This window comes from Gemmiger sp. An120, assembly GCF_002160955.1.
In the GTDB taxonomy this organism is placed as follows: Bacteria; Bacillota; Clostridia; order Oscillospirales; family Ruminococcaceae; genus Gemmiger_A; species Gemmiger_A avium.
On sequence record NZ_NFLN01000007.1, the window covers coordinates 52,155 to 66,265 of the forward strand.

Genomic DNA, 14,111 nt, shown 5'->3' on the forward strand with positions numbered 1-14,111 from the left:
GCTGATCTGGGGGAGATAACATCTCCCCCAGACCCCCTGGAAATCATGGCCGAATATCTTCGGCCATAGGAATTTTATACATAGACAAGGCCGGTGCGCAAATGGAACACGCACCGGCCTTGTCTTTTTTTATTTTCCTGAGGGCCGAGTATTCGGCCCGATTTCCGGGGGCCGGGTCTGCGAAGCAGCTGGGTCTCCGGTGGAGACCCAGACCGGCAGCGCGGTCGGCGCAGCCGGGCGGGCGCATCCTTGTTGCGCCCGCAGCGCCGGGGGGACGTTGTCCCCCCCAGATTGGCTTTCACCGCCAGCTCCACAGGCACCAATACCGGTTCTGGGAACAGAGCACCGCTTCCCGGGTCTCGCCGTTGGTGAACACCCGCAGCGCGCCCATCCGTTCCTCCTCGAGCTCCGTAAATCCCCGTTCGGCCATGTAGGTTTCCAGCAAACTGCCGTCCGGCTTCGCCAGCACCACCCGGGGCTGCTGCCGCAGGGTCACCGTTTCCGTATCGGTCCACAGCACCCGGGCCGCCCCGGCCGCCGCCGCGCACAGGTTCGGCGTGTCAAAAACCAGGTACGAGGCCAGGCACCCGCCCAGCAGCGCCGCCAGAAGCGCCAGCGCGGCCAGCGCCGCCGCCACCGCCCGCCGCCGCCGCGCCCACCGGGCCGCAAACGCCCGGAACGGCTGCCCGTTCTCCGGTTCTTCCCCCTCCAACGGCGGCAGAGCCGGCCCGTCCAGCGCCTCCCACTCCGCCCGGCAGGCCGGGCACCGGGCCAGATGTTCCTTCACAAACGTTCGGGTCTCCCCGCTCACCAGATCCTCCCGGCACAGCGCCAGCAGGTCCCGCACTATGTAACAATCCCGTGTCATGCTTCTTCCGCCTCCCATCGTTCCCGCAGCATCTTCCGGGCCCGGCACCCGGTCACACAGGCCCAGTTCTCCGTTTTCCCGAACAGTTCCCCGATCTGTTTATAGCTCAGTTCCCCGAAAATCCGCAGCTGCAATACCTCCCGGTAGGGTTCCGGCAATCCGTCCGCCAGCCGCCGGACCCGGGCCGCGTCCTCCCGCCGGGCCAGCTGTTCCTCCGGGCTTTCCTCCGCCCCGGCCAGGCGGACCAGTGTTTCCGGCCGGGCCGGTTCCTGCCGCCGCGCCTTTTTTCGGTGGGTGAAATAGCAGTTCCGGGCAATGCGGAACAGCCATGCCTGCATCTCGCCCTCGCCCCGGAACTTTCCCGCCGCTTTCAGGGCCTTGAAAAAGGTCTCGCTGGTGATCTCCTCCGCCAGCAGCTCGTCCCCGGACAGCCGCCGTATGTACCGGTACACCGGCTGAAAATAGTCCCGGTAAATCTGCTCGAACCCGGTCACCGCCGCCGCCCCCTTTCACCCTGTATGACTCCTCTGGCCCCAAAACCTTACAGCCCATTGACCCACTTTTTTCGCCGTGCTATCCTGATTGTATTCTACTGGAATTATACAGTATTGCCTATAAGGAGGCCATGTCCATGGTACAGGTGGTGTTTTCCGAAAGCGCGGCGGGCAGTCTGAAGATGGCCCTGTCGCTGGACGGGTGTATTGGCGGGGCCACCGCGGTGGCGTTTCTGGGCGGGGAACCCTCCCCCGCCGAGCGCCTTGCCGCCCAGCGCCGGGCCGAGGAACAGGAACGCCGGGCCCGGGCGGCGGCAGTACCCATGGAGGGCAGCCCGGCGGACGTGCTGGCCTTTCCGCTGGCGCTGAGCGTGGGCCCTCTGGAGGAGGACGCGCCCGGCCCCCGCCGGCTGGAAGCCCTGACCGCCCTCTGTGCCCACTGGCCGGAAGGCCCCCGGCAGGCCGCCGGATCGATGGCCGGTGCGCAGAAAAATCTGGCCGAACTGCTTCGCCGGGTCCGCGCCGGGGAACCGGTGCGCGTCTGGCAGGGGCCGGAACCGGACGAGGTATGCGGTCTTTTCTGGCTGGCCTGGCAGCTGCAAAACGCGGGTCTTGCCGATGCAGCGGTGGAACGGGTAACCCTGCCGGAATACGAAGTCCGGGAAGACGGAACTGTGGTGGAATACGCCGGCTGGGGCGAGGTCAGCCCCTACGACTGGGGCCGGATGGCCGCAAGGGTCAGGCCGGTACCCGGGCCGGTGCTGCGGATGTGGGGCCACCGCTGGGCGGCGCTGTGCCGGGAAAACGCGCCGCTGCGGGCGGTGGTAAATGGCCAATTGCGGAGCGTCCCCGAAGATTTCTATGACTTTCTCCTGCTGCGGGAGATCGCCCGCCAGCCCGAGACCTTCCGGGAAGCGGAGGTGATCGGCCAGGTGCTGGGCCGGTACCGGCCGGGTATTGGCGACGGCTGGCTGGCCGGGCGCATGGAGAATTTCATCCGTCGCGGCCTGCTGGAACCCATCACCGCCCCCGAGCCCGGCCGCCCCGCCTACGCCCGCACGCTGCGCAAGAAATAGCCAAAAACACGATTCATCCCGGGCGACGGCAATACTGCCCAACCAGCAAAAGGCCCGCGCAAACCCCAAAAGGTCTGCGCGGGCCTTGTTTTATATCATTCCCGCGGTCTCGATTCACCCGATTTCCCGGTCCCGGCGTCCGCCGCGCCCAGCCGCTCGGCGGCAAAGGTCAGGGTCTCGTCGGTGAATTCATAGCGCCCGTCCCGGGCGTTCCATTCTCCGGGCAGCACGCCGCCATCCACCTCGCCCTGGCCGTTCACCCAGAACTCCAGCGTCTGGGCCAGGGTGTTGATGTCCAGCGCGGTCATGTTGGTCAGCAGGCCGCCCGCCGCCCGGATTCCGTCCGGCATCACGGTGGGCAGCTGCTCGGCCTTCTGCCGGGCCGCCGCCAGCCAGACCGCCGCCCGCACCCCATCGCTCTCCGGGCTTTCGCAGCCCAGTTTTTCCAGCAGTTCGTCCAGTTTGGCGGGCGCCAGCTGCGCCACCGGGTCATCCGCCAGCCCCGCCCGGGCCAGGCTGTCGGCGGCGGCCACCCCGTCCAGGTTCACCCGCACCTGGCCCAGCCCGTCGCCGATGGTGCCCCAGCCCTGCCGGGTAGCCGCCAGATAATACCGCACCTCAATCCCCAGCGTCCCGGCCAGCGCCTCCGCCGCCCGGCCCGGGCCCGCGTCGGTATAGCAGTCCCGCAGGGTGGTGTAGCTGCCGGAAGCCGTGCGCACCACGCTGTCCGCCGGCACCGTCCAGACAGCCAGTTCCCCGCCCGCCGCGTCCGGCCGCACCAGCACAAAGGCCGGCTCCTCCCCGGCCACCACCGCCAGCATGGTAAAGGTGTTCTCCCCCGTGGGTACCTGAATCCGCAGCCCGCTGGTGGACTGGGCCGCCCGCAGGGCCTGGTCGGCCTGCTGCCAGACCGCCCACAGCGCAAAGCTGCCCAGCAGCGGCACCACCACCGCCAGAGTAAGAAAAAACGCCAGCCAGAAGGCCCGGGGCGTGTTCATCCGCATACGCTCACATCCTTTTTTGTGGATGTATAGAGTGTGGCCGCGGCGCGCACACTCTATACATCACCACAAAGGGAGGAGGTTGCGCATGAGCGGATTCTGGACCGAGTTGTTCGGCAAAAAGCAGCCGGAAGCCGATCCCATGGAGATCGCCCGCACCCTGCGGGCCAACCAGGAGGCCGACCCGCTGGGCAGCTGGACCGGCACCCCCGCCGAGCCGGGGGAAACGCCCCAGCAGGACGCGGACGACCTGTAAACAGCACAAGGCCCCCGGCTGAATGCCGGGGGCCGTTCTGTTACAGATTCATCTGCCGTTTGATCTTGTCCAGGGTGCGCAGCACTACCCACAGCAGCGCCACGTCCACCGGAAACTTGACGATATTCTTGATCAGCCGCAGCCCGCTGAGCAGCACGAAGGCCTTGCCGTACATCATGCTCAGCCACAGCGGGGTAAGGAACAGGTTGAACACCAGCGTCACGATCAGCTTGACCACGATAATGCGGGTCAGCTTGACCGGTTTGCGGTAGTAGGCCAGGCCGTAGAGGATGCCCAGCAGGATGGCGTTGATGGTAAATCCGGGGAACCAGGCCCCGTTGGGGCGCAGCAGGTAGCCCAGCAGGTCGGTGACTACCCCGCTGGTGGCCGCCACCACCGGCCCGTACATGAAGGCGATGGCCACGCTGGCCAGGAAATCGAATCCGATTTCCAGATAGGCGGATACGGGGATGGTGGCCTGGTTCAGCACCAGGTTCAGCGCGATCAGCACCGCCGCGCCGGCCAGGGTGCGGGGGCTTTTGAGGCTTTGGGCGCTGGCGCGGAAACTTTCCCGCCAGCCGGCGATCCAGGATGTTTTTTCGGACATAATAAAAGCTCCTTTCGTGCGTGTTGCCGCACAAAAGAAGCCGATCACAGCGTCAAACGGGCGCACTTCGGCCCGCAAAGAGCCGTTTCTGCACCCATTATGCAGCAGCGGGATTCAAGGTCAGCACCGCAAAGGCAAAACGCCTTTTTCGTCCGCCCGCAACTCCCCGTCGGAACGGCACTTAACGCGCAGACCCTTACTCTGCGATACTCCCATTATACTTCCCTCTTTGCGGAATGCAACCTTTTTTTCACAGCCGGAACGTGGTATACTGAAAATAACATTGCAGGCGCGGGCCCATCCGCGCCGGAAAGGATCTTTGTATCATGAAACCTTTTTCTCAGATTGAATACGTCCGCCCGGATCTGGAGGGCATGCTGGCCCAGCTGGACGAACTGACGGCCCGGGCCGCCGCCGCGGCTTCCGGTGAGGAGCTGCTGGCCGTCTGCACCGAGTACGACAAGCTGAACAAGCAGTTCATGACCGATTCCAGCCTGTGCTACGTGCGGTACTCCATCAACACCCAGGACGAGTTCTACGCCAAAGAGAACGACTACTACGACGAGAGCAGCCCCCGGTTCAACGACAAGTCGCTGGTCTTTGCCCGTGCGGTGCTGGCCAATCCCCACAAGCAGGCCCTGGCCGACCGTTGGGGCCAGATCTATCTGGACAAGTTGGAGCTGGGCGTGCGCTGCGCCGTTCCGGAGATTCTGCCGCTGATGCAGCAGGAGAACGCGCTGGTCAGCCAGTATCAGAAGCTGTACGCCTCCGCCATGGTGGAGTTTGACGGCCAGACCATGCCGCTGCCCAAGCTGGGGCCCTACAAGCAGAGCACCGACCGTGCCGTGCGCAAGGCCGCGCTGGAAGCGGAGGGCAAGTTCTTTGACGAGCATCAGGCGGAGTTTGACGAGCTGTACACCAAGCTGATCGAAAACCGCAATGCCCAGGCCCGCGCCATGGGATATGAGAACTACGTGCCGCTGTCCTACCTGCGGATGCAGCGTCTGGGCTACGGCCGCAAGGAAGTGGAAACCTACCGGGAACAGGTAGTGCGGGACGTGGTGCCCCTGATCGCCCGGATGAAGGCCCGTCAGGCGGCCCGGTGCGGTCTGACCGACCCGAAGCTGTACGATGCCGCGCTGTATTTTGCCGACGGCAATCCCACCCCCACCGGCACCCCGGAGGAGATCCTGGCGTCCGGCCGCAAAATGTACCGGGAACTGAGCCCGGAAACCGCCGAGTTCATTGATTTCATGATGGACAACGAGCTGCTGGATGTGCTGAGCCGTCCCGGCAAGGCCCCGGGCGGATACTGCACCGCGCTGCCGGATCTGAACGCGCCCTTTATCTTCAGCAACTTCAACGGCACCTCCGGCGACGTGGACGTGCTGACCCATGAGGCGGGCCATGCGTTCCAGGCGTACCGGGCGTTCCTGCAGGATCTGCCGGGCGAGCTGCAGAGCCCGGGCATGGAAAGCTGCGAGATTCACAGTATGAGCATGGAGTTCCTGACCACCCCCTGGCATCACCTGTTCTTCGGCGAGCAGACCGACAAGTACGCCCTGTACCATGCGGAGGACGCGCTGAGCTTCCTGCCCTACGGCTGCATGGTGGACGAGTTCCAGCACATCGTGTACAGCAAGCCGGAACTGACCCCGGAGCAGCGCAATGAGGAATGGCTCAAGCTGGAGAAAAAGTACCGGCCCTGGAACGACATGGAGGGTATCCCCTTCTATGGCCGCGGCGCGGGCTGGCAGCGGCAGCTGCACATCTACCAGTACCCGTTCTATTATATTGACTACTGCCTGGCCCAGACGGTGGCGCTGCAGTTCTTCGCCGCGTTCCTGAAAGACCCAAAGGACGCCTGGCAGCGGTACCTGGCCCTGGTGGACAAGGCCGGCAGCTGCACCTACGCCGACCTGGTCAAGAGCGCCGGCCTGGTGGTGCCCTTCACCGACGGTTCCCTCGCCCCCGTGGCCAAGACCGTCAGCGACTGGATCGACGCCCATCAGCTGTAAAGGCTACTATGGGGGGAATCAACGATTCCCCCCATGCCCCCCCGGAAATCAGGGCCGGAATACTCCGGCCCTGGGAAAAATATAAAGATAGGCCGGTGCGCATACCATTTGCGCACCGGCCTTTACTTTGTATAAATCCCTGTGGCCGAAGTATTTCGGCCACGGTTCCCAGGGGGTCTGGGGGAGATGTTATCTCCCCCAGATTGGCTTGGCCCATCACGCCAGCGCCAGGTTGCCGTCCTTGACGCAGACGGTCAGGGTGCTGCCGGCGGGGCGGTCGCCCGCGATGATGGCCCGGGCGATCATGGTTTCCACCCGGCTCTGGATGAACCGCTTCAGCGGCCGTGCGCCGTAGATGGGGTCGTAGCCCTGGTCGATGATCATGGCGCGGGCCTCGTCGGTGACCTCCAGCTTCAGCTGCTTGTCGGCCAGCCGCTGGCGCAGATCCGCCAGCTGCAGTTCCACGATACCGCCGATCTCATCCTTGGTCAGCGGCTTGTAGTAGACGATCTCGTCCAGCCGGTTCAGGAATTCCGGCCGGAAACTGCTCTTCAGCAGCCCGTCCACCGCGGCGCGGGCCTCGTCCGAGATCTGCCCGTCGTGGATGCCCTCCAGGATATACTGGCTGCCCAGGTTGCTGGTCAGGATAATGATGGTGTTCTTGAAATCCACCACCCGGCCCTGGCTGTCGGTGATATGCCCGTCATCCAGCACCTGCAGCAGAATGTTGAACACATCCGGATGCGCCTTTTCCACCTCATCAAACAGCACCACGCTGTAGGGCTTGCGGCGCACCGCCTCGGTCAGCTGACCGCCCTCCTCGTAGCCCACGTATCCCGGAGGGGCGCCGATCAGACGGCTGACGCTGAACTTCTCCATATACTCGGTCATATCGATCCGGACCATGTTCCGCTCGTCGTCGAACAATGCCTGCGCCAGCGCCTTGGCCAGCTCGGTCTTGCCCACGCCGGTGGGGCCCAGGAACAGGAAACTGCCGATGGGCCGGTTCGGATTCGCGATGCCCGCCCGGCTGCGCAGGATGGCCTCGCTCACCTTCTGCACCGCCTCGTCCTGGCCGATCACCCGCTTGTGCAGGATGTCCTCCAGATGCAGCAGCTTCTCCCGCTCGCCCTCTACCAGACGCTCCACCGGGATACCGGTCCAGCGGGCCACGATCCGGGCAATCTCCTCGTCGGTCACCCGGTCACGCAGCAGGTTGCTGTCGTGATCGCCGGCGTTCTCCGCCTTGGATTCCGCCTCGGCCAGCTGTTTCTGCAGCTCGGGCAGCTTACCGTATTTCAGTTCGGCCGCCTTGTTCAGATCGTACTCCCGCTCGGCCTTTTCGATGGCCGCGTTGGTCTGTTCGATCTGCTCCCGGATGGACTGCAGGTTGCCGATGCTGTTCTTCTCGTTGTCCCAGCGGGCCTTCATGGCGTTGTACTCGTCCCGCATGCCGGCCAGTTCTTTCTGCAAGGCCGCCAGCCGGTCCTTGGACAGGGTATCCGTCTCTTTCTTCAGCGCCGCTTCCTCAATTTCATGCTGCATGATCTTGCGGCGCAGGTCGTCCAGCTCCGCCGGCATGGAATCCATCTCGGTGCGGATCATGGCGCAGGCCTCGTCCACCAGGTCGATGGCCTTGTCCGGCAGGAACCGGTCGGTAATATACCGGTGGGACAAAGTGGCCGCGGCAATCAGGGCACTGTCCTGAATCTTCACGCCGTGGAACACCTCATACCGCTCTTTCAGGCCACGCAGAATGCTGATGGTATCCTCCACCGTGGGCTCGTCCACCTGTACCGGCTGGAACCGACGCTCCAGCGCCGGGTCCTTCTCGATGTACTGGCGGTACTCGTCCAGGGTGGTGGCGCCGATGCAGTGCAGCTCGCCCCGGGCCAGCATAGGCTTGAGCAGGTTGCCCGCGTCCATGGCGCCGTCGGTCTTGCCCGCGCCCACAATGGTGTGCAGCTCATCAATGAACAGGATGATCTGGCCTTCGCTCTTCTTGACCTCCTGCAATACGCTCTTGAGCCGTTCCTCAAACTCGCCCCGGTACTTGGCGCCCGCTACCAGCGCGCCCATATCCAGGCTGAACACCTTGCGGTCTTTCAGGTTCTCGGGCACATCGCCCCGCACGATCCGCTGGGCCAGCCCTTCCGCGATGGCGGTCTTGCCCACGCCGGGCTCACCGATCAGGCAGGGGTTGTTCTTGCGCTTGCGGGACAGAATCCGGATCACGTTCCGGATCTCGGTATCACGGCCGATCACCGGGTCCAGCTTCTGCTGCCGGGCCATCTCCACCAGATCCTGGCCGTACTTTTTCAGCACGTCGTAGGTATCCTCCGGGTGGTCGCTGGTCACCCGCTGGCTGCCCCGCACGTCCGCCAGCTGGCTGAGGAACTTGTTTACATCCAGGCTGAAGGTACGGGTCAGTTCCCGGATGGCGGCGTTGGGCTGTTCCAGCAATGCCAGGAACAGATGCTCCACGCTCACATATTCATCTTTCATGGCCTTGGCACGGGCCTCGGCCGCATTCAACACTTTATCGGTAGCGGCAGAGATATAGATCTTGTCCGCCTCCCGGCCGCTGCCGGTCACATGGGGCAGTTTCTCCACCTGCTGCATGGCCGCCGCGGCAAAGTTACCCGGCTCCACCCCCATCTTTTGCAGCAGCTGCGGTACCAGGCCGTTTTCCTGGCTGGCCAGCGCGGCCGCCAGATGCTCCGGCTCCAGCGCCTGGTTCTGGTACTCCAGGGCAAGTTTCTGGGCGCTCTGCAGCGCCTCCATGGATTTTTGGGTAAAACGATCGGCATTCATACAGCGACCCTCCTTATCACACATACATTTTATATATTTGGCAAAGTCTTGACGTTTATGCTAATACATCCCGGGGCATTTCGCCCGTTTGCCGCCATTTTCTCCCGTTCCTGCGGGATACTCGCCCGGCCGCTTTCTCCGGCCGGTGTGGGCGGGGTTCGTTTTAGCACTCTCACGCTTCGACTGCTAATATACTATACCCGCGCCGCCCAATTGTCAAGAGCCGCAATTGAAAAGTTTTTGTGAACAGCCCCGGCGCACGGTTTTGCTTGACCCATACCCTATAAAAGCGGTATCATAGACGGTAAGAGGGGCCGGGAGGCCGCATTTTATCAAAAGGAGATATAAGCCATGGACCTGCATTTGGACAGCGTATGTGTACAGGGGGGTTACACCCCGGGCAACGGGGAACCCCGTCAGATCCCCATTATTCAGAGCACTACCTTTAAATATGCCACCAGCGAGGATATGGGCAAGCTGTTTGACCTGGAGGCCAGCGGCTATTTCTATACCCGCCTGCAGAACCCCACCAACGACGCGGTGGCGGCCAAGATCTGCGCGCTGGAAGGCGGCACCGCGGCCATGCTGACCTCCAGCGGCCAGGCGGCCAACTTCTACGCGGTGTTCAACATCGCGGGCTGCGGCGACCATGTGGTGGCCAGCAGCACCATCTACGGCGGCACCTACAACCTGTTTGCCGTGACCATGAAGCGCATGGGCATCGAGTTCACCTTTGTGAACCCGGACGCCAGCGAGGAAGAGCTGGACGCAGCTTTCCGTCCCAACACCAAGGCCCTGTTCGGTGAAACCATCGCCAACCCGGCGCTGACCGTGCTGGACATCGAGAAGTTTGCCCGGGTGGCTCACCGTCACGGCGTGCCCCTGATCGTGGACAACACCTTTGCCACCCCGGTGAACTGCCGTCCCTTCGAGTGGGGTGCCGACATCGTGACCCACTCCACCACCAAGTACATGGACGGCCACGGCGCGGGCGTGGGCGGCTGCATTGTGGACAGCGGCAAGTTTGACTGGACCAAGTACGCGGACAAGTTCCCCGGCCTGTGCACCCCGGACGACAGCTACCACGGCGTGGTGTACACCGAGCGGTTCGGCCTGGAGGGCGCCTACATCACCAAGGCTACCGCCCAGCTGATGCGGGACTTCGGCAGCATCCAGAGCCCCCAGAACGCTTTCCTGCTGAACCTGGGCCTGGAGAGCCTGCACGTGCGGATGCAGCGCCATTGCGAGAACGCCCAGGCGGTGGCCGAGTACCTGCAGGGCCACGACAAGATCGCCTGGGTGGAGTACTGCGGCCTGCCCGGCAACAAGTACTACGAACTGGCCCAGAAGTATATGCCCAGCGGCAGCTGCGGCGTGGTCAGCTTCGGGGTCAAGGGCGGGCGCAAGGCCGCTGAAAACTTCATGAAGCACCTGAAGATGGCCGCCATCGAGACCCACGTGGCCGACGCCCGCACCTGCTGCCTGCACCCCGCCAGCGCCACCCATCGCCAGATGAACGACGAGGAGCTGCGCGCCGCCGGCGTAGGCCCGGATCTGGTGCGGCTGAGCTGCGGCATTGAAGACAAGCGGGATCTGATCGCCGACCTGGAGCAGGCGCTGGCCCAGATCTGAGATCTTTCAAAATTCCACAGAACGGAGGGCCCCCATGCCCCTGATCATTCCCCAGGATCTGCCCGCCTACAGCCAGCTGGGCAGCGAAAACGTATTTGTGATGCACCGTCAGCGGGCGGCCACCCAGGACATCCGGCCGCTGCGCATTCTGGTGCTGAACCTGATGCCCACCAAGATCGCCACCGAGACCCAGCTGGCCCGGCTGCTGGCCAACAGCCCGCTGCAGGTGCAGCTGACCTTTCTGCGCACCGCCACCCACGCGGCGGCGCACGTGTCGGCAGAACACCTGGAGGCCTTCTACACCACCTTTGACCAGGTGAAGGACCAGCGGTTCGACGGCATGATCATCACCGGCGCGCCGGTGGAGCAGATGCCCTTTGAACAGGTGGACTACTGGCCGGAGCTCTGCCGCATCTTTGAGTTCAGCAAGACCAACGTCTACTCCACCCTGCATGTGTGCTGGGGGGCGCAGGCGGCGCTGTACTACCACTACGGCATCCCCAAGGTGCCGCTGGAACACAAGATGTTCGGCATCTTCCGGCATCGGGTCACCCGCCCGGCCAATCCTTTGGTGCGGGGCTTTGACGAAGAGTTCTGGGCCCCCCACTCCCGCCATACCGGGGTGGACCCCCAGGCCCTGGCCGCCTGCGGCGCGGTGCGGATGCTGGCCGAAAGCGAGGAGGCCGGGCCCTATCTCATGGGCATTGACAGCGGCCGCCAGATCTTTGTCACCGGCCACCCGGAGTATGACCGGATGACCCTGGACGCGGAATACCGCCGGGATCTGGACCGGGGCCTGCCCATCGCGCCCCCGGCCAACTACTACCCGGACAACGATCCCACCCGCGAGCCGGTGCACCGCTGGCGCAGCCATGCGTTCCTGCTCTACGCCAACTGGCTCAACTACTACGTCTATCAGGACACCCCCTTCGATCTGGACAAGCTGTCCCCCTCGATGGAGTAACAACAGACAAACGCCCTGCCGGAACCCGGCAGGGCGTTTTGTGTTTCTGTACCCATGTGTAAGGCCGCTGCCCGTATCAGGCAGCGGCCCTCGCAAAGAGAAAAGGGGAGAGAAAAAATCCAGTCAATCAGGCAGTAGCCCGGCACATCGACACCGCAGCGTCGGCGGCAGAGGCCGCGTCGGGGGTGTAGCAGTCGGCGCCGATCTGGTCGCAGAAGGTCTGGGTAACGGGGGCGCCGCCCACCATGATCTTGACCTTGTCGCGGATGCCAGCCTCGCCGGCCTTCTTCACAACCTCTTCCATCATGCCCATGGTGGTGGTCAGCAGGGCGGAGCAGCAGATGATCTGGCAGCCCTGATCGATGGCGGTCTGTACGTAGGTCTCGGGGGCCACGTCGGTGCCCAGGTCGATGACCTCCAGGCCCTTGCCCTCCATCATCATCTTGACCAGGTTCTTGCCGATATCATGCAGGTCGCCCTTGACGGTGCCGATGCACACCTTGCCGGCCGCTTCCACACCCGCGTCGGCCATCAGGGGCTTCAGCAGGGCAGCGCCCATGTTCATGGCGCGGGCCGCCACCAGAACTTCCGGCACAAAGACTTCGTTGTTCTTGAACTTCTCGCCGATCACGCTCATGCCATCCAGAAGGCCCTCGTCCAGGATCTGCTGGACAGGAATGCCCTGGTCAATCGCCTGCTGAACCAGCTCTTTGACGATCTTGGCCTTGCCGCGCTGCAGGTTTTCGGAAATATCTGTCAAAATGCTCATGGTGCCTCTCCTTTTTATCCATGTGTTGCGGCCGTGCCCGGCCCTTTTCTTTAACTATATCTTTCCCGGCCGGATTTCTCTTGTAGAAAATCGCCCAAATTGGTAATTTTTTGTCTTTATTTTTATTGTTTACCAAAGCGACAAAAACCGGGAAGCCCCAACAGGGCTTCCCGGTCTGGTCTGCTATGGAAAAAGCGCTCAGTGCGCGGTGCTCATGAGCTGGTCGATGACCTTGTTGGCCATGGTGTTCATCAGCACGTAGGGCTCGCCGTATTGGCTCACAGCGGTCTCGTAGTTCTCGCCCATCATTTCCTGGGCAGCGGCGGTGTCCACGGTGATACCCTGGGCCTCGGCCACAGCCTGCAGGATCAGGGCCTCCTTGGCGGCGGCCTCAATGTTCTCCGCCTGGGCCTCCACCAGCGCGTCCTGGCTCTCCGCCTGGAGCATCTGGCTGATGAAGTCGTTCAGCTCCATGCCGAAGTAGGACGCGTAGGTGTTGTAGTAGTCCAGCATCACATACGCCTGGTACTCCTTCATGGTGTCCGGCACCTGGGACACGGTGGAGTTGTCGTTCATGTAGGTGATCACGTAGTTGTGGGTGTTGTACTGCACGATGCTTTCCTTGATGGCCTGCTCCAGCTCGGCGGTGGTGGTGTAGCCGCCGTTGTCGGCGAACTTCTCGGCCACAAAGGCATCGTTGTACTCGGGCAGCTGGCTGTCCTCAATATAGTTGATGGTGGTCACAAACACAGCGTCCTTGCCGGCCAGATCCGGGTTGTTCTCGTAGGGATCGGGGAAGGTAACCTCCACATTGAAGGTCTCGCCGGGCATATGGCCGATCAGCTGCTCCAGGAAATCGTCGATGTAGCTGGTCACACCGATGGTCACGCTGGTGCCGGCGCCCTGGGTGCTGCCACCCTCAAACTCCACGCCGTCCACGCTGCCCACGTAGTCGATGTTCACGGTGTCGCCGTCTTCCACGGCCCGGTCGGTCACCTCGATGGTGGTGGCGTAGCTGGCCAGCACGCTGTCCACCTGGGCCTGCACGTCTTCGTCAGACACGGTGGTCACATCCTCGGGCAGGGTGATGGCCTCGTAGCCCTCGGGCAGGGTGACGTAGTCCAGCGCGGTCACGCCCTCCCAGCGGCCGTCGGCCGCGATGTTCTGGCTGTAGTCAAAACCGCCGGTGTAGTTGTATTTCGCATCCCCCTCGGCCGCCGAGGAATCCCCGGAACCGGATGCGTCGCCGGAACAGCCGGCCAGCGTGAACAGCATTGCCAGGCACAGCGCCAGGCTCAGCAGCTTGAAAGTCCTTTTCTTCAATCTAATACCCTCCTAAGAGAAATTCTTATCTATTATACACCGTCAGGCCGCAAAAAAACAGGGGTTTCACAAAATACAAACAATTTCCCGCCGCAGCTTTTTTAACATCCGGCCCTCTGCCGCAAAAAATTTTGCCCGGTCTCTTGACTTTAGTAAAAAAAAGTGATAGAGTATCCCTAAACCGATGAGGCGGAGATAAAACTGCACAGCGCACTTCCAGAGAGCCCGGTCAGCTGGAAACGGGCAGAAAGCGGGGCAGACAAATGGACCGCCGAGGGCGGGGTGAAGG

General features: G+C 63.1%; 12 protein-coding genes and 1 riboswitch. Of the genes, 5 read left to right on the plus strand and 7 right to left on the minus strand.

Annotated elements, in window-relative coordinates:
- Window positions 1-298: 298 nt before the first annotated feature.
- Together B5E65_RS07735 and B5E65_RS07740 are read right to left on the minus strand one after the other, a co-directional pair.
- Window positions 299-868, minus strand: coding sequence for a zf-HC2 domain-containing protein (locus B5E65_RS07735; RefSeq protein WP_158098540.1), 570 nt, complete (start codon window positions 866-868; stop codon window positions 299-301).
- The gene (locus B5E65_RS07740; RefSeq protein WP_087171197.1) at window positions 865-1,362 is read right to left on the minus strand and encodes an RNA polymerase sigma factor; all 498 of its coding nucleotides are present in this window, start codon (window positions 1,360-1,362) and stop codon (window positions 865-867) included. Before B5E65_RS07740 ends, B5E65_RS07735 begins: the two co-directional genes overlap by 4 nt.
- Window positions 1,363-1,499: 137 nt before the next feature.
- On the opposite strand from B5E65_RS07740, the gene B5E65_RS07745 reads away from it, so the two are divergent.
- Window positions 1,500-2,438 (plus strand): DUF3658 domain-containing protein, encoded by a 939-nt coding sequence (locus tag B5E65_RS07745; protein WP_158098541.1) that lies wholly within the window; start codon window positions 1,500-1,502, stop codon window positions 2,436-2,438.
- 95 nt (window positions 2,439-2,533) lie between these two features.
- On the opposite strand, the gene B5E65_RS16200 is transcribed toward B5E65_RS07745, so the two are convergent.
- Window positions 2,534-3,442: a hypothetical protein gene (locus tag B5E65_RS16200; RefSeq protein ID WP_087171199.1), complete on the minus strand. Its 909-nt coding sequence runs from the start codon at window positions 3,440-3,442 to the stop codon at window positions 2,534-2,536.
- Window positions 3,443-3,527: 85 nt separating this feature from the next.
- On the opposite strand from B5E65_RS16200, the gene B5E65_RS16340 reads away from it, so the two are divergent.
- The gene (locus B5E65_RS16340; protein ID WP_164488807.1) at window positions 3,528-3,695 is read left to right on the plus strand and encodes a hypothetical protein; all 168 of its coding nucleotides are present in this window, start codon (window positions 3,528-3,530) and stop codon (window positions 3,693-3,695) included.
- A gap of 40 nt (window positions 3,696-3,735) precedes the next feature.
- Here the strand turns inward: B5E65_RS16340 and B5E65_RS07755 are convergent, their stop codons facing one another.
- Window positions 3,736-4,302: a folate family ECF transporter S component gene (locus tag B5E65_RS07755; RefSeq protein WP_087171200.1), complete on the minus strand. Its 567-nt coding sequence runs from the start codon at window positions 4,300-4,302 to the stop codon at window positions 3,736-3,738.
- A 103-nt stretch (window positions 4,303-4,405) separates the two neighbouring features.
- A riboswitch (THF riboswitch) is annotated at window positions 4,406-4,508 on the minus strand.
- 120 nt (window positions 4,509-4,628) lie between these two features.
- On the opposite strand from B5E65_RS07755, the gene B5E65_RS07760 reads away from it, so the two are divergent.
- Window positions 4,629-6,320, plus strand: a complete 1,692-nt coding sequence (locus B5E65_RS07760; protein ID WP_087171201.1) for a M3 family oligoendopeptidase — start codon at window positions 4,629-4,631, stop codon at window positions 6,318-6,320.
- A 216-nt stretch (window positions 6,321-6,536) separates the two neighbouring features.
- Here the strand turns inward: B5E65_RS07760 and clpB are convergent, their stop codons facing one another.
- Window positions 6,537-9,134: an ATP-dependent chaperone ClpB gene (gene clpB / locus B5E65_RS07765; protein ID WP_087171202.1), complete on the minus strand. Its 2,598-nt coding sequence runs from the start codon at window positions 9,132-9,134 to the stop codon at window positions 6,537-6,539.
- 351 nt (window positions 9,135-9,485) lie between these two features.
- Between clpB and B5E65_RS07770 the strand changes: the two genes are divergently transcribed.
- Together B5E65_RS07770 and metA are read left to right on the plus strand one after the other, a co-directional pair.
- A complete protein-coding gene (locus B5E65_RS07770) occupies window positions 9,486-10,766 on the plus strand; it encodes an O-acetylhomoserine aminocarboxypropyltransferase/cysteine synthase family protein (RefSeq protein ID WP_206406289.1) in 1,281 nt (426 codons plus the stop codon).
- A gap of 34 nt (window positions 10,767-10,800) precedes the next feature.
- On the plus strand, window positions 10,801-11,730 hold the full coding sequence (metA, locus tag B5E65_RS07775; protein WP_087171203.1) for a homoserine O-acetyltransferase MetA: 930 nt from the start codon (window positions 10,801-10,803) through the stop codon (window positions 11,728-11,730).
- Window positions 11,731-11,857: 127 nt separating this feature from the next.
- Here the strand turns inward: metA and B5E65_RS07780 are convergent, their stop codons facing one another.
- Both B5E65_RS07780 and B5E65_RS07785 read right to left on the minus strand, forming a co-directional pair.
- The gene (locus B5E65_RS07780; RefSeq protein WP_087171204.1) at window positions 11,858-12,499 is read right to left on the minus strand and encodes a corrinoid protein; all 642 of its coding nucleotides are present in this window, start codon (window positions 12,497-12,499) and stop codon (window positions 11,858-11,860) included.
- Window positions 12,500-12,697: 198 nt separating this feature from the next.
- A complete protein-coding gene (locus B5E65_RS07785) occupies window positions 12,698-13,822 on the minus strand; it encodes a trigger factor (RefSeq protein WP_087171205.1) in 1,125 nt (374 codons plus the stop codon).
- Window positions 13,823-14,111 lie beyond the last annotated feature (289 nt).

Excerpts from the sequence above, each read along its gene's own strand:
- B5E65_RS07735 (WP_158098540.1), bottom strand. The coding sequence starts at position 868 with ATGACACGGGATTGTTACATAGTGCGGGACCTGCTGGCGCTGTGCCGG.
- B5E65_RS07745 (WP_158098541.1), top strand. The coding sequence starts at position 1,500 with ATGGTACAGGTGGTGTTTTCCGAAAGCGCGGCGGGCAGTCTGAAGATG.
- B5E65_RS16200 (WP_087171199.1), bottom strand. The coding sequence starts at position 3,442 with ATGCGGATGAACACGCCCCGGGCCTTCTGGCTGGCGTTTTTTCTTACT.
- B5E65_RS16340 (WP_164488807.1), top strand. The coding sequence starts at position 3,528 with ATGAGCGGATTCTGGACCGAGTTGTTCGGCAAAAAGCAGCCGGAAGCC.
- B5E65_RS07755 (WP_087171200.1), bottom strand. The coding sequence starts at position 4,302 with ATGTCCGAAAAAACATCCTGGATCGCCGGCTGGCGGGAAAGTTTCCGC.
- B5E65_RS07760 (WP_087171201.1), top strand. The coding sequence starts at position 4,629 with ATGAAACCTTTTTCTCAGATTGAATACGTCCGCCCGGATCTGGAGGGC.
- clpB (WP_087171202.1), bottom strand. The coding sequence starts at position 9,134 with ATGAATGCCGATCGTTTTACCCAAAAATCCATGGAGGCGCTGCAGAGC.
- B5E65_RS07770 (WP_206406289.1), top strand. The coding sequence starts at position 9,486 with ATGGACCTGCATTTGGACAGCGTATGTGTACAGGGGGGTTACACCCCG.
- metA (WP_087171203.1), top strand. The coding sequence starts at position 10,801 with ATGCCCCTGATCATTCCCCAGGATCTGCCCGCCTACAGCCAGCTGGGC.
- B5E65_RS07780 (WP_087171204.1), bottom strand. The coding sequence starts at position 12,499 with ATGAGCATTTTGACAGATATTTCCGAAAACCTGCAGCGCGGCAAGGCC.